The 19,769-nt window shown below is 41.0% G+C and carries 18 protein-coding genes and 2 pseudogenes; 6 read left to right on the top strand and 14 right to left on the bottom strand.

What is annotated here, in order from left to right; all coding sequences use genetic code 11:
* Window positions 1–16: 16 nt before the first annotated feature.
* The 3 genes and pseudogenes from mazG to rlmD form a co-directional block, all read right to left on the bottom strand.
* Window positions 17–828: pseudogene (mazG, locus tag P4S61_RS13915) on the bottom strand (nucleoside triphosphate pyrophosphohydrolase).
* A gap of 8 nt (window positions 829–836) precedes the next feature.
* Complete coding sequence (relA, locus tag P4S61_RS13910) at window positions 837–2,993, bottom strand: GTP diphosphokinase (RefSeq protein WP_182731179.1); 2,157 nt, start codon at window positions 2,991–2,993, stop codon at window positions 837–839.
* Between the two features lie 8 nt (window positions 2,994–3,001).
* Entirely contained in the window at window positions 3,002–4,327 is a 1,326-nt protein-coding gene (rlmD, locus tag P4S61_RS13905) for a 23S rRNA (uracil(1939)-C(5))-methyltransferase RlmD (protein ID WP_145240912.1), read from the bottom strand.
* Window positions 4,328–4,425: 98 nt separating this feature from the next.
* Between rlmD and barA the strand changes: the two genes are divergently transcribed.
* On the top strand, window positions 4,426–7,191 hold the full coding sequence (gene barA / locus P4S61_RS13900) for a two-component sensor histidine kinase BarA (protein WP_337118474.1): 2,766 nt from the start codon (window positions 4,426–4,428) through the stop codon (window positions 7,189–7,191).
* Here barA and P4S61_RS13895 read toward each other — a convergent pair.
* Window positions 7,188–7,769: a hypothetical protein gene (locus P4S61_RS13895; RefSeq protein ID WP_337118473.1), complete on the bottom strand. Its 582-nt coding sequence runs from the start codon at window positions 7,767–7,769 to the stop codon at window positions 7,188–7,190. The genes barA and P4S61_RS13895 overlap by 4 nt on opposite strands.
* Before the next feature lie 47 nt (window positions 7,770–7,816).
* Complete coding sequence (locus P4S61_RS13890; protein ID WP_337118472.1) at window positions 7,817–8,116, bottom strand: hypothetical protein; 300 nt, start codon at window positions 8,114–8,116, stop codon at window positions 7,817–7,819.
* A gap of 127 nt (window positions 8,117–8,243) precedes the next feature.
* Here P4S61_RS13890 and P4S61_RS13885 point away from each other — a divergent pair, with 127 nt between their 5' ends.
* Complete coding sequence (locus tag P4S61_RS13885) at window positions 8,244–8,711, top strand: YcxB family protein (protein ID WP_145240906.1); 468 nt, start codon at window positions 8,244–8,246, stop codon at window positions 8,709–8,711.
* A gap of 26 nt (window positions 8,712–8,737) precedes the next feature.
* On the opposite strand, the gene csrA is transcribed toward P4S61_RS13885, so the two are convergent.
* From csrA to P4S61_RS13860, 5 genes are all read right to left on the bottom strand, one after another.
* Window positions 8,738–8,929, bottom strand: a complete 192-nt coding sequence (gene csrA / locus P4S61_RS13880; RefSeq protein WP_004587515.1) for a carbon storage regulator CsrA — start codon at window positions 8,927–8,929, stop codon at window positions 8,738–8,740.
* Between the two features lie 689 nt (window positions 8,930–9,618).
* The gene (gene alaS, locus P4S61_RS13875; RefSeq protein WP_145240904.1) at window positions 9,619–12,219 is read right to left on the bottom strand and encodes an alanine--tRNA ligase; all 2,601 of its coding nucleotides are present in this window, start codon (window positions 12,217–12,219) and stop codon (window positions 9,619–9,621) included.
* 19 nt (window positions 12,220–12,238) lie between these two features.
* Window positions 12,239–12,691 carry a regulatory protein RecX gene (locus tag P4S61_RS13870; protein WP_182718042.1) on the bottom strand — a complete coding sequence of 151 codons (453 nt, stop codon included), beginning with the start codon at window positions 12,689–12,691 and terminating at the stop codon, window positions 12,239–12,241.
* Between the two features lie 11 nt (window positions 12,692–12,702).
* Entirely contained in the window at window positions 12,703–13,491 is a 789-nt protein-coding gene (locus tag P4S61_RS13865) for a BPSS1780 family membrane protein (RefSeq protein ID WP_337118471.1), read from the bottom strand.
* A 79-nt stretch (window positions 13,492–13,570) separates the two neighbouring features.
* Window positions 13,571–14,194 (bottom strand): GTP cyclohydrolase II, encoded by a 624-nt coding sequence (locus P4S61_RS13860; protein ID WP_145240900.1) that lies wholly within the window; start codon window positions 14,192–14,194, stop codon window positions 13,571–13,573.
* Between the two features lie 255 nt (window positions 14,195–14,449).
* Between P4S61_RS13860 and P4S61_RS13855 the strand changes: the two genes are divergently transcribed.
* Window positions 14,450–15,532, top strand: a complete 1,083-nt coding sequence (locus P4S61_RS13855; protein ID WP_149981692.1) for an energy transducer TonB — start codon at window positions 14,450–14,452, stop codon at window positions 15,530–15,532.
* A 78-nt stretch (window positions 15,533–15,610) separates the two neighbouring features.
* Here P4S61_RS13855 and P4S61_RS13850 read toward each other — a convergent pair whose 3' ends face one another.
* The 4 genes and pseudogenes from P4S61_RS13850 to P4S61_RS13835 all read right to left on the bottom strand — a co-directional run bounded on the left by P4S61_RS13850 (window position 15,611) and on the right by P4S61_RS13835 (window position 17,751).
* On the bottom strand, window positions 15,611–16,063 hold the full coding sequence (locus tag P4S61_RS13850; RefSeq protein WP_145240896.1) for a low molecular weight protein-tyrosine-phosphatase: 453 nt from the start codon (window positions 16,061–16,063) through the stop codon (window positions 15,611–15,613).
* 72 nt (window positions 16,064–16,135) lie between these two features.
* A pseudogene (locus tag P4S61_RS13845) lies at window positions 16,136–16,350 on the bottom strand (TIGR02450 family Trp-rich protein).
* A 306-nt stretch (window positions 16,351–16,656) separates the two neighbouring features.
* Window positions 16,657–17,175, bottom strand: coding sequence for a hypothetical protein (locus tag P4S61_RS13840; protein WP_145240892.1), 519 nt, complete (start codon window positions 17,173–17,175; stop codon window positions 16,657–16,659).
* A 69-nt stretch (window positions 17,176–17,244) separates the two neighbouring features.
* Complete coding sequence (locus P4S61_RS13835) at window positions 17,245–17,751, bottom strand: DUF3087 domain-containing protein (protein ID WP_182718023.1); 507 nt, start codon at window positions 17,749–17,751, stop codon at window positions 17,245–17,247.
* 152 nt (window positions 17,752–17,903) lie between these two features.
* Between P4S61_RS13835 and P4S61_RS13830 the strand changes: the two genes are divergently transcribed.
* The 3 genes from P4S61_RS13830 to P4S61_RS13820 are packed head-to-tail and all read left to right on the top strand — an operon-like array spanning window position 17,904 to window position 19,733.
* Window positions 17,904–18,542, top strand: a complete 639-nt coding sequence (locus P4S61_RS13830; RefSeq protein WP_182731172.1) for an energy transducer TonB — start codon at window positions 17,904–17,906, stop codon at window positions 18,540–18,542.
* A gap of 26 nt (window positions 18,543–18,568) precedes the next feature.
* A complete protein-coding gene (locus P4S61_RS13825) occupies window positions 18,569–19,120 on the top strand; it encodes an RNA polymerase sigma factor (protein WP_337118470.1) in 552 nt (183 codons plus the stop codon).
* Complete coding sequence (locus P4S61_RS13820; RefSeq protein WP_337118469.1) at window positions 19,107–19,733, top strand: hypothetical protein; 627 nt, start codon at window positions 19,107–19,109, stop codon at window positions 19,731–19,733. The genes P4S61_RS13825 and P4S61_RS13820 overlap by 14 nt, the downstream gene beginning before the upstream one ends.
* The last annotated feature ends 36 nt before the right edge of the window (window positions 19,734–19,769 follow it).

Here is a 19,769-nt window from a genome sequence, read left to right as displayed (position 1 = left end):
CAGCGTTTCGCATTATTTACTGCTGCTTTTTTATCGCATCCCATGCGGCATCCATTTCAGCAAGGGTTGCTGTATCAAGCGATTGCCCACGCTCACATAAATAGGCTTGTACTTTTTCAAATCGCGCTGAAAACTTATCATTGGCGCTACGTAATAATTGCTCTGGGTCACGTTTAATATGCCGTGCTACATTAACTGTAGCAAACAATAAATCGCCGATTTCTTCTGCGCTGTGTGCTGAAAATGGATCAACGGCTAACGCTTCTTTTACTTCATCAACTTCTTCAGCCACTTTATCTAATGCACCATGATAACTAGGCCAATCAAAGCCTAATCCTGCAACCCGCTGCTGAATTTTTTTGGCTTTACTCAAACTAGGCAGATTTGCAGGTATATCTTGCCATAATGTGTTGCTCTGCGGTTCAGCTTTTGCTGCCCGCTCCTGTGCTTTTATGGTTTGCCACTGCTCACTGAGTTGTTGTTCAGTCAGCCCTTGCTGATCGGCAAATACATGTGGATGGCGACGCACTAACTTATTATTTAGCCCAGCCATTACATCATTAAAATCAAATAACCCTTGCTCTTGTGCCAATTGCGCATAAAAAATCACTTGAAGAGTAAATCACCCAGTTCATTTTTGAGCTCACCGAAATCACCTTTTTCAATGCAATCGGCTACCTCGTATGCTTCTTCTAAGGTATGCGGTACGATGGATGTAAAGTCTTGCTTTAAATCCCACGGGCAGCCTGTTGCTGGATCACGTAATTTAGCCATAATGGCTAATAACTCAGTTAAGGTATTCGTCGAGGTATTAGTTGTCTGGTTCATTTACATTCCTAGTGACTACGTTTTGCTTCATGCACGCCTTCGATTTGATCTAATTTTGATAGTAATCGATTGGTACTTGATAAATCATGTACTTCCACTTGCATGGTAAACAACGCTAATTGGCGGTCGTCCACGGTTTCCATATTCATATTCAGCACATTAACTTTTTCATTGGCCAGTACCGAACTAATATCACGTATAAGCCCAGCTCTGTCACTTGCTTCAATTTTAATACACAGAGCATAAGAGCCGTTAATTTCGTCTGACCAACTAACCGCAATAACACGCTCAGGATGTTGTGTTCTTAGATTATTAAAAGAATCACAATCAGTCCTATGCACACCTATGCCACGCCCTTGCGTGATATAACCGATTATTGACTCACCAGGAACTGGGCGGCAACATTTAGCCACATGGCTCATTAAACTACCAACCCCATCAACCACGATACCATTTTTATCACCGCTGATTTTAGTCGGGTTCTTAAAGCGGATGACGGGCTCGTCATCAGAGCGATCCGTGATAAAATTCAGCAACTGATTTAAACGCACATCGCCGGCGCCAATCGCAACCATTAAGTCATCTAACTCTTTAAAGTTATAGCGAATAATAGCCGGCTCTAAGTTTTTGTAGGTCAAATCGAGCTTTTGCAATTCGTTATCTAGAATTTCTTTACCAGCACTGAGATTTTTATCGCGATCGAGTTGTTTAAACCAGTGGTGTATTTTCGCTCTCGCGCGGGATGATTTAATATATCCCAGTGATGGATTTAACCAATCGCGGCTAGGATTCGGTTGTTTTTGGGTTAAAATTTCAACCTGATCGCCAGTGTGTAATTGATGGGTAAAAGGCACAATTTTGCCAAATACTTTTGCACCAATACAACGATGACCGACATTTGAGTGAATATAATAAGCAAAATCCAATGGTGTTGCGCCCAGCGGTAAATCAAAAATATCGCCTCGAGGGGTGAAAATATACACCCGATCTTCGACCACTTGATTTTTTAGCTCTTCGGCTAAATCGCTGCCATCAACCACCTCTTCTTGCCATTGCAATAATTTACGCAACCAGCTAATTTTTTGCTCATACCCAGAACCACGCCCAGGTAACGCCCCTTCTTTATACATCCAGTGCGCAGCGACTCCGAGCTCAGCATCTTGGTGCATCGCGTGGGTACGAATTTGGATTTCAACCGTTTTGCCTTCTGGGCCAAATACTACGGTATGAATAGATTGATAACCATTTTGTTTAGGGGTGGCAATATAATCATCAAATTCTTTATTTAGATGGCGCCAATTGGTGTGTACGATCCCCAGCGCACCGTAACAATCTTGCAATTCATCCACCACAATACGCATGGCGCGAATATCAAATAACTGGTCAAACTCGTAATTCTTTTGCGCCATTTTTTTGTAAATACTGTAGATATGTTTTGGCCGACCATATACCTCGCCTTTAATACCTGCTTGAGCCAGTTTAGTTTTAACTTGCTCAACCATATCTACCATATAAGCTTCGCGACCTAGGCGCTTATCATCCAATTGCTTGGCAATATTTTTATACACATCAGGGTGCAAATAGCGAAACGATAGATCTTCCAGCTCCCACTTTAATTGCCCAATCCCTAACCGGTTAGCAAGTGGCGCAAAGATATCAGCGGTTTCTTTTGCAGCAATCACCCGCTCTTCTTCGTTGGCGTTTTTAACCTCTCGTAAATGACATACCTGCTCAGCAAGTTTAATAACCACAGCGCGCACATCTTCAACCATCGCCAATAACATACGGCGTATATTATCAACTTGAACGGTGCCAGTACCTTGATGAGCCAAAGTGCTAATAGTAGCCATTTGTGCAACACCCGTTAGCAGAGTTGCCACATGGCTCCCCATCACATCGCTTACTGTATCGATGTCGATTAGATTAGCCAAAAAACTCGGCGTAATATATGCGGTAGCGAGGGTGTCTGCATCGAGATTCATTTCCACCAAAATTTCGACCATTTCCATGGCAATATTTTGTTGCTGATGATTATGCAGTTCAGCGCAAAGGGTATTCGCTTTACTTAATAGTTCGCGCTTTTCTTGCGTTAAGTTAAGTAAACCAAGTCGTGTGCTAAAATCACCCGGTTTGTCGTGTTGGTGTGATTGCCGAGTAGCTACCATAATGCGCTCTACCTCCGTTGAAATAACGCCATCGTTTCGATATGCCCCGTGTGTGGAAACATATTCATTAGCCCTATTTTTTCAAGTGAAAATGCAGCTTGCGTAATAATTGCGCTGTCACGGGCTAAAGTCACAGGGTCGCAAGATACATATAAAATCGTTTTAAATTGCTTCAGAGGCAGTTGCTCTAAAATAGCTAAGGCACCGGTACGTGAAGGGTCCAGTACTAATACATTCAACTCTTTACTAAACCACGGAGCTTGCTGCATTGTTTGTGTTAAATCAAAACAATGAAAATGAGCATTGGCTATATGGTTAGTTTGCGCATTTTGCGCCGCCATTGCAACCGCAGAAGCCACTCCTTCAACACCAATTACACTTTTTGCGTTGTTTGCCAGCGCTAAGGCGAAGTTACCAATCCCACAAAATAGGTCTAGTACCTGTTCGTCCCCTTTTAAATTCAGCCAGTCAACCGCTTGAGAAAGCATCGCTTGATTTACCTGCGCATTGACTTGAATAAAGTTTTCCAGCCCAAACGTAAATTTTAGTCCAAGTTCAGGTAAGCTATAAAACGGCATAGGTAAATGGCTGTGATTAATTTGCTGAGTATCTCCTTGCCATATTATTTGCCACTGATGGTCAAGCCCCTGCTGCTCAACAGTTGCTTTTAGCTTATCACTGATGCTTTTAGTGTGGCGGATCACCACAAAATTTTGCTCATCTGCTTGGCATAATTGTATATGGCTAACACTGCGAAGTTCGCCATATTGGTTTAATAACTGATCAAAAACAGTAAAAATTGCGGCAAAATCGTCACTCAGTACTGCACACTGCTGCACACTGACAATTTGTTTAGAACCTTGCGCGCGATAACCAACCCGCATTTTTTTTGCGGTTTTATCAAACATCACCGCTAACCGCGCACTGCGACGGTAGTGCGTCGGCTCGCTCAATAACGGGGCTTGCCAGTTCATTGCATCAAGCTTGGCAAACTTTGAAAACAGCTGGCTCACCGCCACTTGCTTTTCAACTAATTGTTGATCAAGTCGCAAATGCTGTAATTGGCAACCACCACATTGTTGATAATGTTCGCAAAACGGTTTAACCCGTGCTTCACTGGCCTGCTCAACTTTTATCGTTTTAGCCGCGCTATAACGAGCTTTATCTTCAGTTAGTTTGGCCTTAACCGTTTCACCTGTCAGTGCACCGCTAACAAAGCACACTTTATTATTATGCTTGGCAATCCCCCGACCTTGATGATCCATTCCTGAAATGGCTAAAGTTAACGACTGCCCAGAAAGGGTTTTCTTTTTTGCTTGGAAAAACTGCGCCATCGGGCAACACCTTAAATATTGATTCTACGAGGGTGATTGATTACTAGCTTATAAGTATATACTCTTTAACTAACTAATAATGATAACAACGTTCACTTATGACTAAACTTGGTTTGCGCGACTCAGTTTTAACGCTAACACTTATTCCCACAGTGATTATCGGATTACTACTTGGCGGCTATTTTACAATAAATCGTTACATTGAGCTTGATGAAATTTTATATCAGCAAGGTGCGACTATCTCAGAGCCACTGTCGATTGCCATTGAGCAGCCATTATTAGCAAAAAATAAACAGCTACTAAACCGTTTGATCAGCCATGCGCATAATAAACACTCTCCAGCAATTAAAACCATCGCAATTTTTGACGAGCATAATGAACTGGTATTAACCAGTAACTATCACCGTGACTTTGATGATCTACTGCACAATGAATACTTGCAAGCAGGAAAAAACACCAAGGTACTGCCCAGCGATCACCTAATTACATTTTTTACGCCGATCATCAATCACTCAACGCCAGACGCTCAATGGAATAATGCAGCGTTTCAAACATCTCTTGGCACTGTGGTGATTCAGCTCAACAAAGACCAAGCGATTATTGGTCAGCAACAAGCATTATTAGTCAGCGGTATCGTGATTATTTTAGCCTTAGTGTTAGCGGCTATTTTAGCCATCAGGCTTAGCCATATGTTTATGACCCCATTAAATAAGTTAGTACTGGCTACTGACAAATTAATCGAAGGGAAAAGAGAAACCGGCCTAACCGCTCCGATGATGGGCGAGTTTGAGTTATTACGCCAAGGGCTAAACACCATTTCTGATACTATGGTGATGCAAAAAGATGAAATGCAGAAGCACATCGATCAGGCAACCAGTGACTTGCGCGAGTCGTTAGAATTATACGAAACACAGAATATTCAGCTCAGTATTGCTAAAACCGATGCCCAAGACGCCAACCGCGTAAAATCGGACTTTTTAGCGAAAATGAGTCACGAATTACGCACACCACTCAATGGTGTCATTGGCTTTACTCGTCAATTACATAAAACACCGCTTAATAAACACCAAAAAGATTACCTCGATACCATCGAACTATCAGCCAATAGTTTAATGACTATCATCAGCGATATTTTAGATTTTTCAAAGCTTGAAGCGGGCGCTATGGAACTTGAGTCCATTCAATTTCAACTACGAGACACAATAAACGAAGTACTTACACTACTGGCACCTAGTGCGCATGAAAAACAATTAGAGCTATCGATTTATATCAACTCACTAGTGCCTGACAACATAACAGGTGATCCAACCAGGTTTAAGCAAGTCCTGATCAACTTGATTAGTAATGCAATTAAGTTTACTGAAAAAGGCTCAATTAAAATTGATGTTGGCCATCGTTTACTTGATGAAGAACGTACCTCAGTGTTAGTGTCAGTAACCGATACTGGCGTTGGCATTCCAATGGATAAACAAGATGCTTTGTTCACTCCTTTTGGCCAAGCTGATTCAAGCATTACCCGTAAATTTGGTGGCACAGGCCTTGGCTTAATTATTACCAAGCACATAGTTGAAACCATGGGTGGCCGTATTACTTTAAACTCAGCGCCGAGTAATGGTACCTGCTTTACTTTTAATGGCGTATTTAGACTACCAAGCCATATTTATAACAGCGACTTGCCAAGTAAATCTCTCGCAAATAAACGTATTTTATACCTAGAACCCCATGAACATACCCATCATGCAGTGCTCTCTTTACTCACCGAGTGGCAAACAAAGGTCACAGCGTGCTTTGATCAAGAAACTTTTTTACAAGAGTTAAATAAAGAGTTTAATTACGATATTTGTATTATCGGCCATGTTGCCGCAGTTGACGAAATGCAACGCTTAAAAAGCTATATCAAAGCAGTCCGTGAATCGACTGACTATCTGTATTTAATGCTTAATTCGGTATCGCACAATATGCGCGAAGCTTATATTGGCTGTGGTGCAGATGCGTGTTTAAGTAAACCGCTCAACCATCGCAAGCTCTGTGAAGTGCTTGCAGCACCTTATCGACTCGATCATCCCGTGCATAATATTGAAGAAAATGACGAGAAATTATTACCACTAAAAGTATTAGTCGTTGATGATAATGATGCCAATTTAAAGTTAATTTGTACTTTACTAGAAGAGCAAATTGAAACTATTGATACCGCTCATAATGGCTCACAAGCCTATAGTTTGAGCAAAAGCCATAAATACGACATTATTTTTATGGATATTCAAATGCCAATTATGGACGGTATTACCGCCTGTAAACTGATCCTAGAATCATCCTTAAACGAAGATACTCCTATTATTGCTGTCACAGCGCATGCCTTAGCGGGCGAAAAAGAGCAACTTATTACCGATGGTTTTAAAGGCTATTTAACTAAACCTATTGATGAAGATATGTTGAAACAGATTATTAGTGATCATAGCCCGCAATCACCGCTGCGACGTGACAAAAGCCGTAATGACCTGATTGCTAGTGAGCCTCCTTTTGTTAGCTCATCACTAGATTGGCCATTAGCATTGCAACGTGCCGGCGGTAAAAACGAACTGGCGCTTGAAATGCTTAATATGTTGTTACTCAGTGTGCCAGAAACTCTGCGATTACTTGAAGAAGCGACCGCCAGCCAAGATTGCGAACATGTGCTAAGTATTATTCATAAATTTCATGGTGCTTGCTGCTACACTGGCGTACCCAAGCTAAAAACACTTGCTGAAGCACTGGAAACCGCGTTAAAAGGCGATTGTGATTTAAGTTATATTGAGCCAGAACTTTTTGAGCTGCAAGACGAACTTGAAAACTTGATGACCGATGCCGGCTTAGCCGAAAATTAACGGCAGATCCGCTTGAGTGGTTTACCACTTTTTAAACTGTTGATCTGCCAAGTTACATCTGTATCTTGTTGCACCAAACTCACTTTGGCAATGTCACTAAACATAAAATCACCGGGTACATTGAGCCGCGTTAAATTTTCGGATAATGGTTGCTGACAATAAGGGCCTGTATCACCGTGGATCACTAATACCGGCTTTTTTACTGTGTTTGCAAATTCCGCCAAAGCATCGCGATACACTTTAAAACCATCACACTGTTCTGGCTGAGTTTTACTGCATGCCGGTTGTGCTGTTCGATGGGTGTAAATATCTGCCTGAAAAGCAATCACATAACCTTTGGCTGTTGGATTTGCTTGCGCTAACCAGTTAAGGTTGTTGGCGTCTCTTGTGTCAGCTTGTTGATAAGCAAGTTGTTTATCACTTTTTAACACCTCTCGACGGCCATTGTGGGTCCCTGCAATATGCAGCGTGATAAACTCTACATCAGCAAGGCGCCAACGCGCATTTTCGTGCATGCTAGGCTGTTGCTGAAAATCAACTAAGGTATTGGCTTTTTCAAGGTATTTATCATCAAACATCAAGGTTTTTAAATATACCAGGCGCTCTAATTCATCATAACGAGGAATTAGATTTTTTCGGTCGCAATCAGCCCATTCATTGTCACCGGGGTGTAAATAAATGGCTGCGTAGTTAAAGAGGTAAGTAACTGTTTATTCTTCTCAAGCAACTCATTTTTACAAGGCTCAGAACCGGATTTCATATCGCCAACATGGATCAAAAAAGCATGCTCAGTCGTTTTTATTTTTTTACCCAAAGCCCCTGTTGGCGCTAAATTCATTTCATCAATTGGAGTATATGGCATATCCCCCATCACCAAAAACGCATTACTGGACAGCGCCCAAGTCAAACCAATTAAACTAAACATCACCATCCCCTGTCACGCATATAGATCTTAAGCCCTCATAGTAACAAACAAATGAACATTTAAAAGAACGGCTTTTTGCGACTAAGCTTGCTAAAATAACCGCACAGTAATCCCGAATTTGTAAATCATGTCATTTAGTACCACTTATACATTAGATAAACCCTACTTTTACGAATGTTTTGATGAGTCTCTGCCTTACAGCGCACAAGCAAAGCCGAAATATGTTTTTTTAGTCTTATTGGTTAGTTTAGGACTTACAGCTATTTATTGGTTAGAAAAACACTATTTAGGAAATTTCTTGATCATGGCCGCAGTACTTGAATGTGTTGCTTTTTATTATCGCAGGCCTTGGTGGGTAACGCGGCAAATGCTTAGTCGAGCATCAGGCTCTGAGGCAACTTTAACTATTGATGAAAGCGGTTTTAAAAGCGAAAACCCACATAAAAGCTATCAGCTAGCATGGCAAGATATCGATGAAGTAATTTTTACTGTTCGCGGTATTATTTTAAAAAGTCGTCGCGGCATGCAGTACGTTTCAAACAGCGTACTGAGTGATGAGATTATTGAATACATAAAAAAAAGAGCCACTAAATAGTGGCTCTTTCATATCAATTAAATTGATTAAGCATTGCCCGGATTCGGGTTAGACTTTTCAGCTTGAATACGCATGTAAATTTCTTCACGGTGTACCGAAACGTCTTTAGGTGCATTAACACCAATACGTACTTGATTTCCTTTAACACCTAGTACAGTGACAGTTACTTCGTCACCAATCATTAGGGTTTCACCTACTCGACGAGTTAGTATTAGCATTCTCTTGCTCCCGTATTCCAATAAATTAAAAGATTCCGCGTCTGTATATTAAAGAAAATAAGCCTTAATAGTAAGTAAAAACTCTAAATCGATTCATTTTCTGTTAAAAAAACTCTTTATAATGCGCCTATTGCCAATTCTAAGTATGTTTCATCTATTCAAACTAATATTTTAATATCAGATCTTGATACGTGTTTACGTTAATGTATAAAAACAAACTTACTACACTAGGATATGATTTCATACTCACTGCCTCAATGGCGACTTTAGCAACTGAGCAACCAACAGAAATCTCTTTACTGTTAATATAATGGTGGCTGTCATCTAATACTTCAAGTAGTTACTAAAATCTTTTCTGTGCACTATAACGGTAGTCGATATAAGCATAGCCTATTTTTTCAAAGTTATGATTAATCTTAACTATTTGGATGCAGTTATCGAGAAAAAGTTTCAATAAAAATTAGTTTTATCATCGCTGTAAAGAATTTATGGAGATGGTTCAGAGTTTTTTCGTAATTAAGGTAAATCCAGTGGCAATAAAAAATGCGGTAGTGTGTATTTAGTAGGGTATGCCGTTTTAGCCATAAATTTAGGACGTGACTTAGTTGTTAAAGCAGATTTAGAATAAACACTTTAGGAGACTCAATTGAGCCTCCTAAAGTGTTAAATCAACTTTACGTACTGAGCTATTAAGTACGCTCAGTTAACCAAGCGGTTACGCTATCAAGTGCTGCAGTTAAGTTTTGCGGCTCAGAGCCACCAGCTTGCGCCATATCAGGACGACCGCCGCCTTTACCACCAACTTGTGATGCCATGTGATTTACCAGCTCACCGGCTTTCACTTTGCCAGTTAAGTCTTTAGTCACACCAGCAATTAAGCTTACTTTGTCGCCATCAGCAACACCAAGTGCAATAACACCTGAGCCAATCTTGTTTTTAAGGTCATCAACCATGCCGCGTAAGGCTTTTGATTCAGTGCCTTCAACGTTTGCCACAAGTAATTTAACACCGTTAATTTCAACAATTGAATCAATTAATGATGCACCCGCAGCACTGGCTAGCTTGTCGCTTAGCTGTGCTATTTGTTTTTCAAGCCCTTTTGACTTTTCAAGCAAGGCTGTTACTTTTTCAAGTACTGATGCGCTGTCGCCTTTAACAAGAGCCGCTACGTCGTTTAGGTGTTGCTCTTGCTCACTTACATAAGCAATTGCATCAGCACCCGTTACCGCTTCAATACGACGCACACCGGCAGCAATACCGCTCTCAGAAACTATTTTGAATAAACCGATATCACCAGCACGATTTACGTGAGTACCGCCACACAGTTCTATAGAGTAATCACCAATAGTCACTACGCGAACTTCATCATCGTACTTCTCACCAAATAACGCCATTGCGCCTTTTTCTTTGGCGGCATCGATTGCCATCAGCTCAGTATTTAGCGCAAAGTTACGACGGATCTCGTCATTCACAACTCGCTCAATTTCACGTAGTTCAGCTTTCGTGACTGCTTCAAAATGCGAGAAGTCAAAACGTAAACGTTCAGGGTCTACGAGTGAACCTTTTTGCGACACATGATCGCCCAATAACTGACGTAGTGCTTCGTGTAAAATATGCGTCGCTGTATGATTCTTTTTAACACGATCACGGCGCTTATCATCAATGTTAGCGTCAACTTTATCATTCACACCAATACGGCCCATCACTGTTCCGTGATGCGCGAATGCATTACCAAGTTTAGTAGTATTAGTTACTGTAAACTCACCGCCAGCTACCGTTAATGTGCCGGTGTCGCCAACTTGGCCACCAGATTCAGCGTAAAACGGTGTGCGATCTAGTACCACAATGCCTTGTTGGCCATCTTCAAGTACTGATACAGCTTCACCTTGCGCGAACATTTCAATCACAGTGCCACTATAGTGCGTTGCGTCATAGCCTTTAAAGTCAGTGTGTTTGTCAGACTTTAATTGCTGGTTATAGTCAGCACCAAATTTACCAGCTTGTTGTGCAGTTTTACGCTGTACAGCCATGCACTCTTGGAAGCCTTGCTCATCAATCGTCATAAAGCGCTCACGCGCTACATCTGCGGTTAAATCGGCAGGGAAACCATAGGTGTCATATAATTTGAATACCAATTCACCTGGGATCACATCGCCAGTTAAATCAGTCAGGCTTTCTTCTAAAATAGCTAAACCACGCTCAAGAGTTTTGCCAAACTGCTCTTCTTCAATACGCAGTACTTTTTCGATGATTTCTTGCTGTTTTGCAAGCTCTGGATACGCTTGACCCATTTGCTCGATTAGCGCAGCAACTAACTTATAGAAGAACGAACCTTGTGCGCCAAGCTTGTTACCATGGCGAACTGCACGACGAATGATACGGCGCAGTACATAACCACGGCCTTCGTTTGATGGCATAACCCCATCAGAAATTAAAAACGCACATGAACGAATATGATCCGCCACTACGCGCAGTGATTTATCATCCATATCTTGTGCATTGGTAACTTCTGCAGCAGCTTTAATTAAGCCTTGGAATAAATCGATTTCGTAGTTTGAATGCACGCCTTGTAAAATTGCAGCAATGCGCTCAAGACCCATACCTGTATCAACAGACTGCTTAGGAAGCGGCTCCATCGTACCGTCGCTTTGACGGTTATACTGCATAAATACCAGGTTCCAAATTTCAATGAAACGGTCGCCATCTTCTTCAGGTGAGCCTGGAGGTCCGCCCCAAATCTGTTCGCCATGATCATAAAAAATTTCAGAACATGGACCACACGGGCCAGTATCACCCATTGACCAGAAGTTATCTGAAGTAGCAATACGAATAATGCGATCTTCAGGCAAACCAATTTCGTTAGCCCAATAACCAAATGCTTCTTCATCATCATGATAGATAGTAACAAGCAGTTTTTCTTTCGGCAGTTTTACAACGTCAGTCAAAAACTCCCACGCAAACTTAATCGCGTCTTGCTTAAAGTAATCACCAAAGCTGAAGTTACCTAACATTTCGAAAAATGTATGGTGGCGTGCTGTGTAGCCTACATTTTCTAAATCGTTATGCTTACCACCGGCACGCACACAACGTTGTGAGCTAGTTGCGCGGTTATAAGGGCGGCTTTCGGCGCCTAAAAATACATCTTTAAATTGCACCATGCCGGCGTTATTAAATAATAACGTCGCATCGTTACCCGGAATAAGCGAGCTTGATGGAACAATTTGGTGTTGTTTAGAGGCAAAAAAATCTAAAAACTGTTGCCTGATCTGTGCGGTAGTCATGTGCTGCATGTGAACGTCTCACCCATTTTTACTGTGCTTGCATTGCAAAATCTATTTGTTCGTAACTGAACCCTCGATACATTAAGTAGCGCACGCGCTTAGCTTTTTCTTTGTGATCGAAGTCGTCCTGTGAATTTGAATACTTCTTTAAATACGCATCCTGCGCTAACCCAAACCAATCAATTTCGAATGATTCAATCACACTTTCTAACAGTGCTCGGTCAATCCTTTTGCCCATGGCTTCGCTTTGAATACGTTTTAAGCCATGTTTTTTAGCAATGTGGCGACGTACAAAACCTTCAACATAACGCTGCTCATTTATAAAATTGTGCTCTTCACACCAATCTAATAAAGCTTCGATAAATTCAGGCGTCGCCTCTTTTTGCTGTAATTTTTGGGTTAACTCTCGACGCGAATATTCTTGGCGCCCGAGTAACCAAAGTACATAATTTTTTAACTTCTTTTGTAATGCTTCATCCATTTCTTCAGCCATTATGCGTCAAAACGACCGCTTTGATCATTATGCTGCGGCGCAACAGGCTCTGCCTCTGCAGGCGGTACGATCGGCATAAAAATAGCTTGATAAGAAACAAAAAAGCTAATGTAGCAAATTGGCATTAAAACCAACAGCGGCAAGAATGATAAAAACATTGAAAGCATCATCAAGCCTGCAGTAATTGCCCCATATACACTCAATGGTGCCATGTTGTGGTAAAACACCATAAGTGAGCTTTTTAGCACCTCAAAAATACGTTTTTGTTGATTAAAATAAACCAACGGCACCGCATAAGAAAAAGCCGTTAAATACACCGATAACGCAATTAAAAACAGCGCCAAATTTGCCATCGAGATGCTATCAATTACTTGCTGCAAGGCAATGTTAGGATCGACATTCGGATTACTCATAATCTCAATCGCTTCGGAAAATAAACCCCCAGCTAGCAAAGCCATCAATACACCGGCCGCCATTTGATAAAGCGCTAAACGAAGCAGCCCCATGCGATTACCTTTGGCGGTAAACGGTTTTAGGATATCGGCCAACATAATTTTGCCGCCTTGCTGTTTGGTGATCACCGCTTGATAAAACCCCGCAGTTAAAAACGGCGTGGCGATGGCTGCTATAATTTGTAAGAAAGGTAAAAATAGCGATAGTAAACCAATAATACCTATAAATAAGTGCATAAAAATAAAGGTAAAAGGCTGAGTTTTAAAAATAAGCCAGCCTGCTTTAAACCATTTCAGCCCTGCATCGGCCTTAAATACTCGTAATTCAATTGACATACTTGCTCTTAAATTAACAACAAAAACACGCCGAGTATAACTCGGCGTTGGATGGGATTACATAGACGACAGCTTAAAATTACGGTTTTTTAATCTTCTTTATATCTAACATATGCGCACCATGCTTAATTTTCGTCTCTAGGTATGCTTTATTGCCGGCTAAACCAGCTTTAATGTGTGCATGCGTGCCAACCACTGATTCAACTTCAATACCTGCATCTTTCAAGGCATTAAGCTTTTTAGGATTATTGGTCATCAGCTTTACGTGAGCCAACCCCATCGCTTCTAGCATTAATACCGCGTCAGAAAAGTCACGTAAGTCATCAGCAAAGCCCAAATGATTATTTGCTTCATAGGTATTCATACCTTGTGATTGCAATACATAGGCGTCAATTTTATTGTATAAACCAATACCACGCCCTTCTTGGCGTAAATAAAGTAAAATACCACCTTGTTGATGCATCATTTCAATACATTCGTTGAGTTGTTCACCACAATCACACCGTGATGAATGAAATACATCACCGGTTAAACATTCAGAATGCATACGAATAAGCGGCACAGACTGCTCGCTATCAGCACGATTAAACACCAAAGCAACATGCTCTTGGCCATCTTTTAAATCGCTAAATGACACGATTTCTGCGGGTATATCACTGTTTTTGCCAACATTTAGCTGGACTCTAGCTCTTACTTGCGCCACGACAAATCCAAAATTAAAAAGTAATGCGATAATGCAAACGTGATAATATCACAAAAACAAACTGCATTGAAAATAATACAACACCGCAATGAGTAATAACTATATTGAGGCAGTTACTCGCAATTCAAGCATTGCCTTGCGCTAAATCGACAATTCCACCCCACCAAAAACAAAATTCTTACCCGATACTCTAAATCAATGACATAGTTGTACCTATTTGGTATAATTTAATTAAACATAATAATAAGGAACATTATGAAAGCCTCCTCTTTACTACTTTGTCTTGCCATCGCCTATTCTGGTTATAGTCACGCCGATGAATCTATACATAGTCAATTTAAAATAGTTTACCAGCAATACCTTGATGCACAGCAACAAGGCAAAGGCGCAGAAGATAAAGCTGAACAAGCCTATTTGCTAGGTAAGCAAATCTATGGAGATAAATCAGATAACACTGCAAATTTAGCCATAAACTATGCTAATGAGCTTCATCAATACCCCGCAGAAAACAAACAAAAACGTTTTACCTTGTTTGAGCAGGCTTACACTATTTTAGCGGCTAATCATCCAGCAAGTAGCATTGAACTCATCGATGCATTGCTTGGTATGGCAACCAATACTGATTCGGTAAATAGAGCCGACGCCCTATACAAACAAGTTATTGAAATCGCTGCAGTCCAAAAAGTCCCAAAATTAGTAGCAGATATGAAACTGGCTGCTGCACAAGGATTAGCGTATGGCTTTCAAGGGAAAAAATACAACCAAGCCAAACGTTACCTACTTGAGGCAGACGAGTTTTACAGCCAAAACTTACCTGAGAACTCAGTAGAGCGGATCAAAGCTGACTTTTTAGTTGCCGCTTTTGCAGAAGGTAAAAGACAATATTCTAAAGCGATTGAGCGTTTAAATCGAGTTGTAAGTGTATTTGATAATGCGCTTAGCTTCGATCATGAAACAGAGCTTAGTGCTCACTCTAAATTAGTTCACCTTTATGAAAAAACAGGTAAAAGTGACGAAGCGACCAAACATTGTTTAGCTATAGCTAAAATGGTGCCGTGGCAAGAAAACCAGCAACAAACCCCACTTTATCGTCAAGAACCTAACTACCCAGATAGTAAAGCAAGGTTTAGGCAAGATGGTTCAGTGCAAATGGAATTTGACGTTAACACCGCTGGCTTTGTAAAAAATATCACCATCATTAAATCTGAAGGTGGTGAAGCATTTGAACAAGAAGCCATTAAAGCAATGGAAAAGTGGCGTTATGCCCCTAAGTTTGAAGACGGAAAAGCAGTGGTTGCAAAAGCTCAAGTACAGCTAGACTTTAAAATTGGCAGGTAAATACATACACGTAATTACTAATAACATCAGTGTTTGTAATACTGTTTATAAACACGTTTTAAGCCCAGCATGACTGGGCTATTTTTGTAAGGTATCGAGTATTTTGTCACTGGCATCCTCGATTAAATCAAGTACCTGTTCAAAACCATTTTCGCCACCATAATAAGGGTCGGGGATCTCATCAACGCAGGTTCCATAAGCTAAAAATAACGACAGCTTATACTGCAAATGCGCCGGACAAAGTGCAGTTAGATCAGCTAAATTGGCTTTATCTGCAGCGAGGATCAAATCAAAGTACTCAAAGTCATGAGCGTTGACTTGTCGTGAACGTATCCCCTCAAAGCTATAGCCACGTTTAAGTGCCGCCGCTTGCGAGCGTTTATCGGGAGGATTACCAATGTGGTAGCCTGCGGTACCTGCTGAGTCAATTTCAAACTGTGATCCACGCTGTAATGCTTTAGCCTTTAACACCGCCTCCGCAGTCGGTGAGCGGCAAATATTACCTAAACAAACGATCAGTATTTTTTTCATGATTAAATTTCATCCACTAGCATCAACATGCATTCATAAGATACCAATAAAATTAAAACCTGCATACCTAGGTTACTTCCAACCTTGTAACCAGCGCTGTTGATCTTTTAAATCATGCCAATTTATTTCCATCGAACGCTTTGACATCACCGCTTCAATAACACAGCTGATAACAACGCCCTCTTCGTCAAACTCCATTTCCGTAATCATAAAATGCTTTTCTTTATTGACGGGGAAACTGCCGTCCATTTACTGTTTAATAGTTTTCTGTGGTTAATTTTATTCATATGATTCCTATCTAAAATCATTACGTATTGATCATCGTGATACGTAAACACCACCCACTGCGTTTACATTTAACTGAATAAAATGTGATTTTACAGCTAACTAATCACAGCTGCATAGAGGTATAAGTCTGGCTCGACCATCAAGTGGGTTGTCTATTTTCAGGTAGTATTTACCAAGCAGGGTTGGAATTTGCGGTGCTAGTAAGAGGAATTAAATAACCAGTTACATCAGATGACTCACTATGTATTACAAGGTAGAGGTAGGCTTTAATTTATCACTAAAGCCTATATAAGCTAATGCAATTATTAAAATTCGTAACTAATACTCACGCCACCATCAGCGCGTTTTTCATTACTGTTGCTGCCTTCACCGTAGCCTAATTCAAAACGAACGCGCCAACCGCCTTCATTTAAACCACTAAAAAGGTAACTATAACTCACGCCTACACCGTTGGTCGTTTCTGTATCAAACATACCTGATAGCGCACAGCCAAAAATATTACCAAATGTCTCACCAATGTCTTTATCATCAGTATCCGGACACTCACGACCATCATCTTGTGCACCAATGGCGCCAACAACTAAGCCTAAAGCATGCTTTTTATCGCTCGTTAGCGCATGTTCAAACCCGACAGAAAAACCATCATCTAAGCCTATTTTATAGTTAGCATACCAGCGCTGTGTACCTTGTGCTGCTGATAATGATACCTCTGGTATAACAAAGTAAGGGTAGCCGCCACCGATTGAAAAATTAACATCGTTTGCATTAGATGAAAAAGTACAAATCGTTAGCAAAGCACCTAGGCAAAGCTTGTTTAATGTCATTGAAGTTCCTTTTAAGTTTTTTATTATAAAGCGAATGCTACTTTACACATTCTAGAAACAAAAAAGCAACTAAAATTGCTTTAAAATAACATCATCATAATCATCAACGTTTAACGTCACATTAAACTTAGCCGCCACATTATCAAGCTCAGCTTGCTTAATAGCTAATTCATCCATGGTGATAGTGTTATCGTCTAGTTGCCATAATAACCGCGAGCCCGCATAACTATAATGAATTGCTAACAATGCTTGAGGATTCCCCTCTCGCCCCGCCGCTTTTAATTTTGCCATTTTACGGGTGATTTTATTCAATGCTTGTTTGAGATCCCACACATACACCACTTCGGTCATATAATCATGCGTGCGGTATTTATTCAGCGCCCAGCCAATTGTTAGGCTAGTAATAACTACACCTATTAAATTCCAATGAAAATGACTGCCACTTTCATCAGGGAATAACGCGATTAGTAGTTGTGAGATTGCTAAACTGCCAATAGCCAACGCCAAGCCGCAGCCGATAATAACGCGGTTTAAATGCTTACGATAACGAGCTTTATCAATTTGAATAAGTTGCATAACTGCCTAATAAAATAAAAACCAAAATTCACAGCCGCCATTGTAACCAATGCCCATAAGCAAACACGAAACTTTTTAAAAATATTTCACCCCTTTTTAATCTAGCGCACGTTTTAGTGATGAATACCACTTAACTTATTGAGGATTTGCTTATGCAAACAGTAGCTTTACCACACACTAATCATGCTTTAAAAACATCAACGGCCATTGTTGGTGGTGCAGCCATGACCTTTGCGGCATTTGCATTTATGCAGTACTTAATTAGTGGCGAGCAACGCGCGCCAAGCTTTATTGATGACAGCATCATTGTAGAAATATTCCAAGCACCTGAAGATTCTAAAGTGCAGCACAAGCAAACCTTGCCGCCGCCACCTAAAATGCAAACGCCGCCTAAAGTGCCGCCGCGTACACCGCCAAGTACTGATACTAATATAGTAACAACCGCAATAACGCCAGATATAAGTATTGATAAAATAGGTGGCGATATAAAAGCTAACTTACAGCGACCAACCGGTGATGCGACCCCCATAGTACGTATAAATCCTAAATACCCGCCCATTGCCGCACGAGAAGGCATTGAAGGCTGGGTACAATTAAGCTTTAATGTATCTCAAACCGGTGAAGTAATAGATGCACAAGTAACAAACGCAGAACCAAAACGCATTTTCGACCGTGAAGCACTACGGGCAATAAAACGCTGGAAATACCGCCCAAAAGTGATTGATGGCGTAGCACAAATGCAAACGGGGCAAAGTGTACAACTTGATTTTAAGTTAGACCAAACGCAATAAAAGCTCATTAACGGATAAGGGTGCCTATGCTTACAAGCTTAAAGTCATGGTTTATTAGTCAGCCCAGTAACGACTACTTGGCTGACTACGCAAAAAGTGGCGACAATCGCCACTTAACTAAACTCGTTACCTTGTTTGGCAACGATTTGTATCATTACTTAGTCACGCAAAGTAATGAGCAACTCGCCTTTGATATAAGCCAACAAACATGGTTAAAAGTAATGGAAAAACGCCATTATTATCAAAGCCAAGACAACCCGAAAGCCTGGTTGTTCCGCCTTGCCCGTAATGCGTTAATCGATGAGTTTCGCAAACAACAGCGTTTTGTAGAATTAGCAGACGATACTGCAATTGCAGCACCTAATACTCAGCAAAGCTTTGATTACGAAGCCTTTAACCGCGCTTTAATGCAGCTGAGCTTTGTACAACGCGAAGCGCTCAGCTTACAGCAAGAAGGCTTTTCGCTTGAAGACATACAACAGATCACCCAAAGCAATCATGAAACCGTAAAAACGCGGCTACGTTATGCAAAACAAAACTTAAAAACATTATTAGGAGGCTACCATGAACAAGCATAACGAACAGTTTGAGCAGCAACTTAACCAGCATTTTAGTGAGCGTAAAAAACGCCACACACTGACGCCAGAACAACAGGCATTGTTTACGCAAATGCCGAATCAAAAAGCTAATAAAAAGCCGACTCGATTTTTATTACCCCTGCAAATGACCAGCCTCGCCTGCGCTTTAGTAGTACTGGGCTTTACCGTGTTTAATACCACAGATAACACCACTGAACAACAACACACACTTAACAACACCTTTGCCGCACAGCAAAACAATTATCACTTTATTGAGGTACACCAAGTAGATAATGCAGGCAGTTATTCAAGTGAGATCACCCGCCAAAAACAACAACTCGATGACAAACTCGCCGCCGACCTGCGCCTACACCAACAACGCTATATAGAATACGGGCAATTAGTAAAAGTGGATAACGACTGGTACATCGCCAGCTGCCACAGCGAAGTACTCATTCAAATAAAAGACTCGCTATTGAATAACTTAAAAACCAAACACGCTATAGAGAGCAATATAATGAAAGGCGACATGCTCGCCATGGCCCACAACAGCCAAGGCCAGATCATAGCGCTTAAACATGCAGGGGATGGAGTTAAGGTGTGTAGGGGGTGATTTTTACCACTGAGGGCACAGAGGCGCTGCGCGCTA

Source organism: Pseudoalteromonas sp. B160, assembly GCF_037162485.1.
Classification (GTDB): domain Bacteria; phylum Pseudomonadota; class Gammaproteobacteria; order Enterobacterales; family Alteromonadaceae; genus Pseudoalteromonas; species Pseudoalteromonas rhizosphaerae.
The sequence above is the reverse complement of the archived record's forward strand: the minus strand, read 5'-3'. Positions and strand labels throughout refer to the sequence as shown.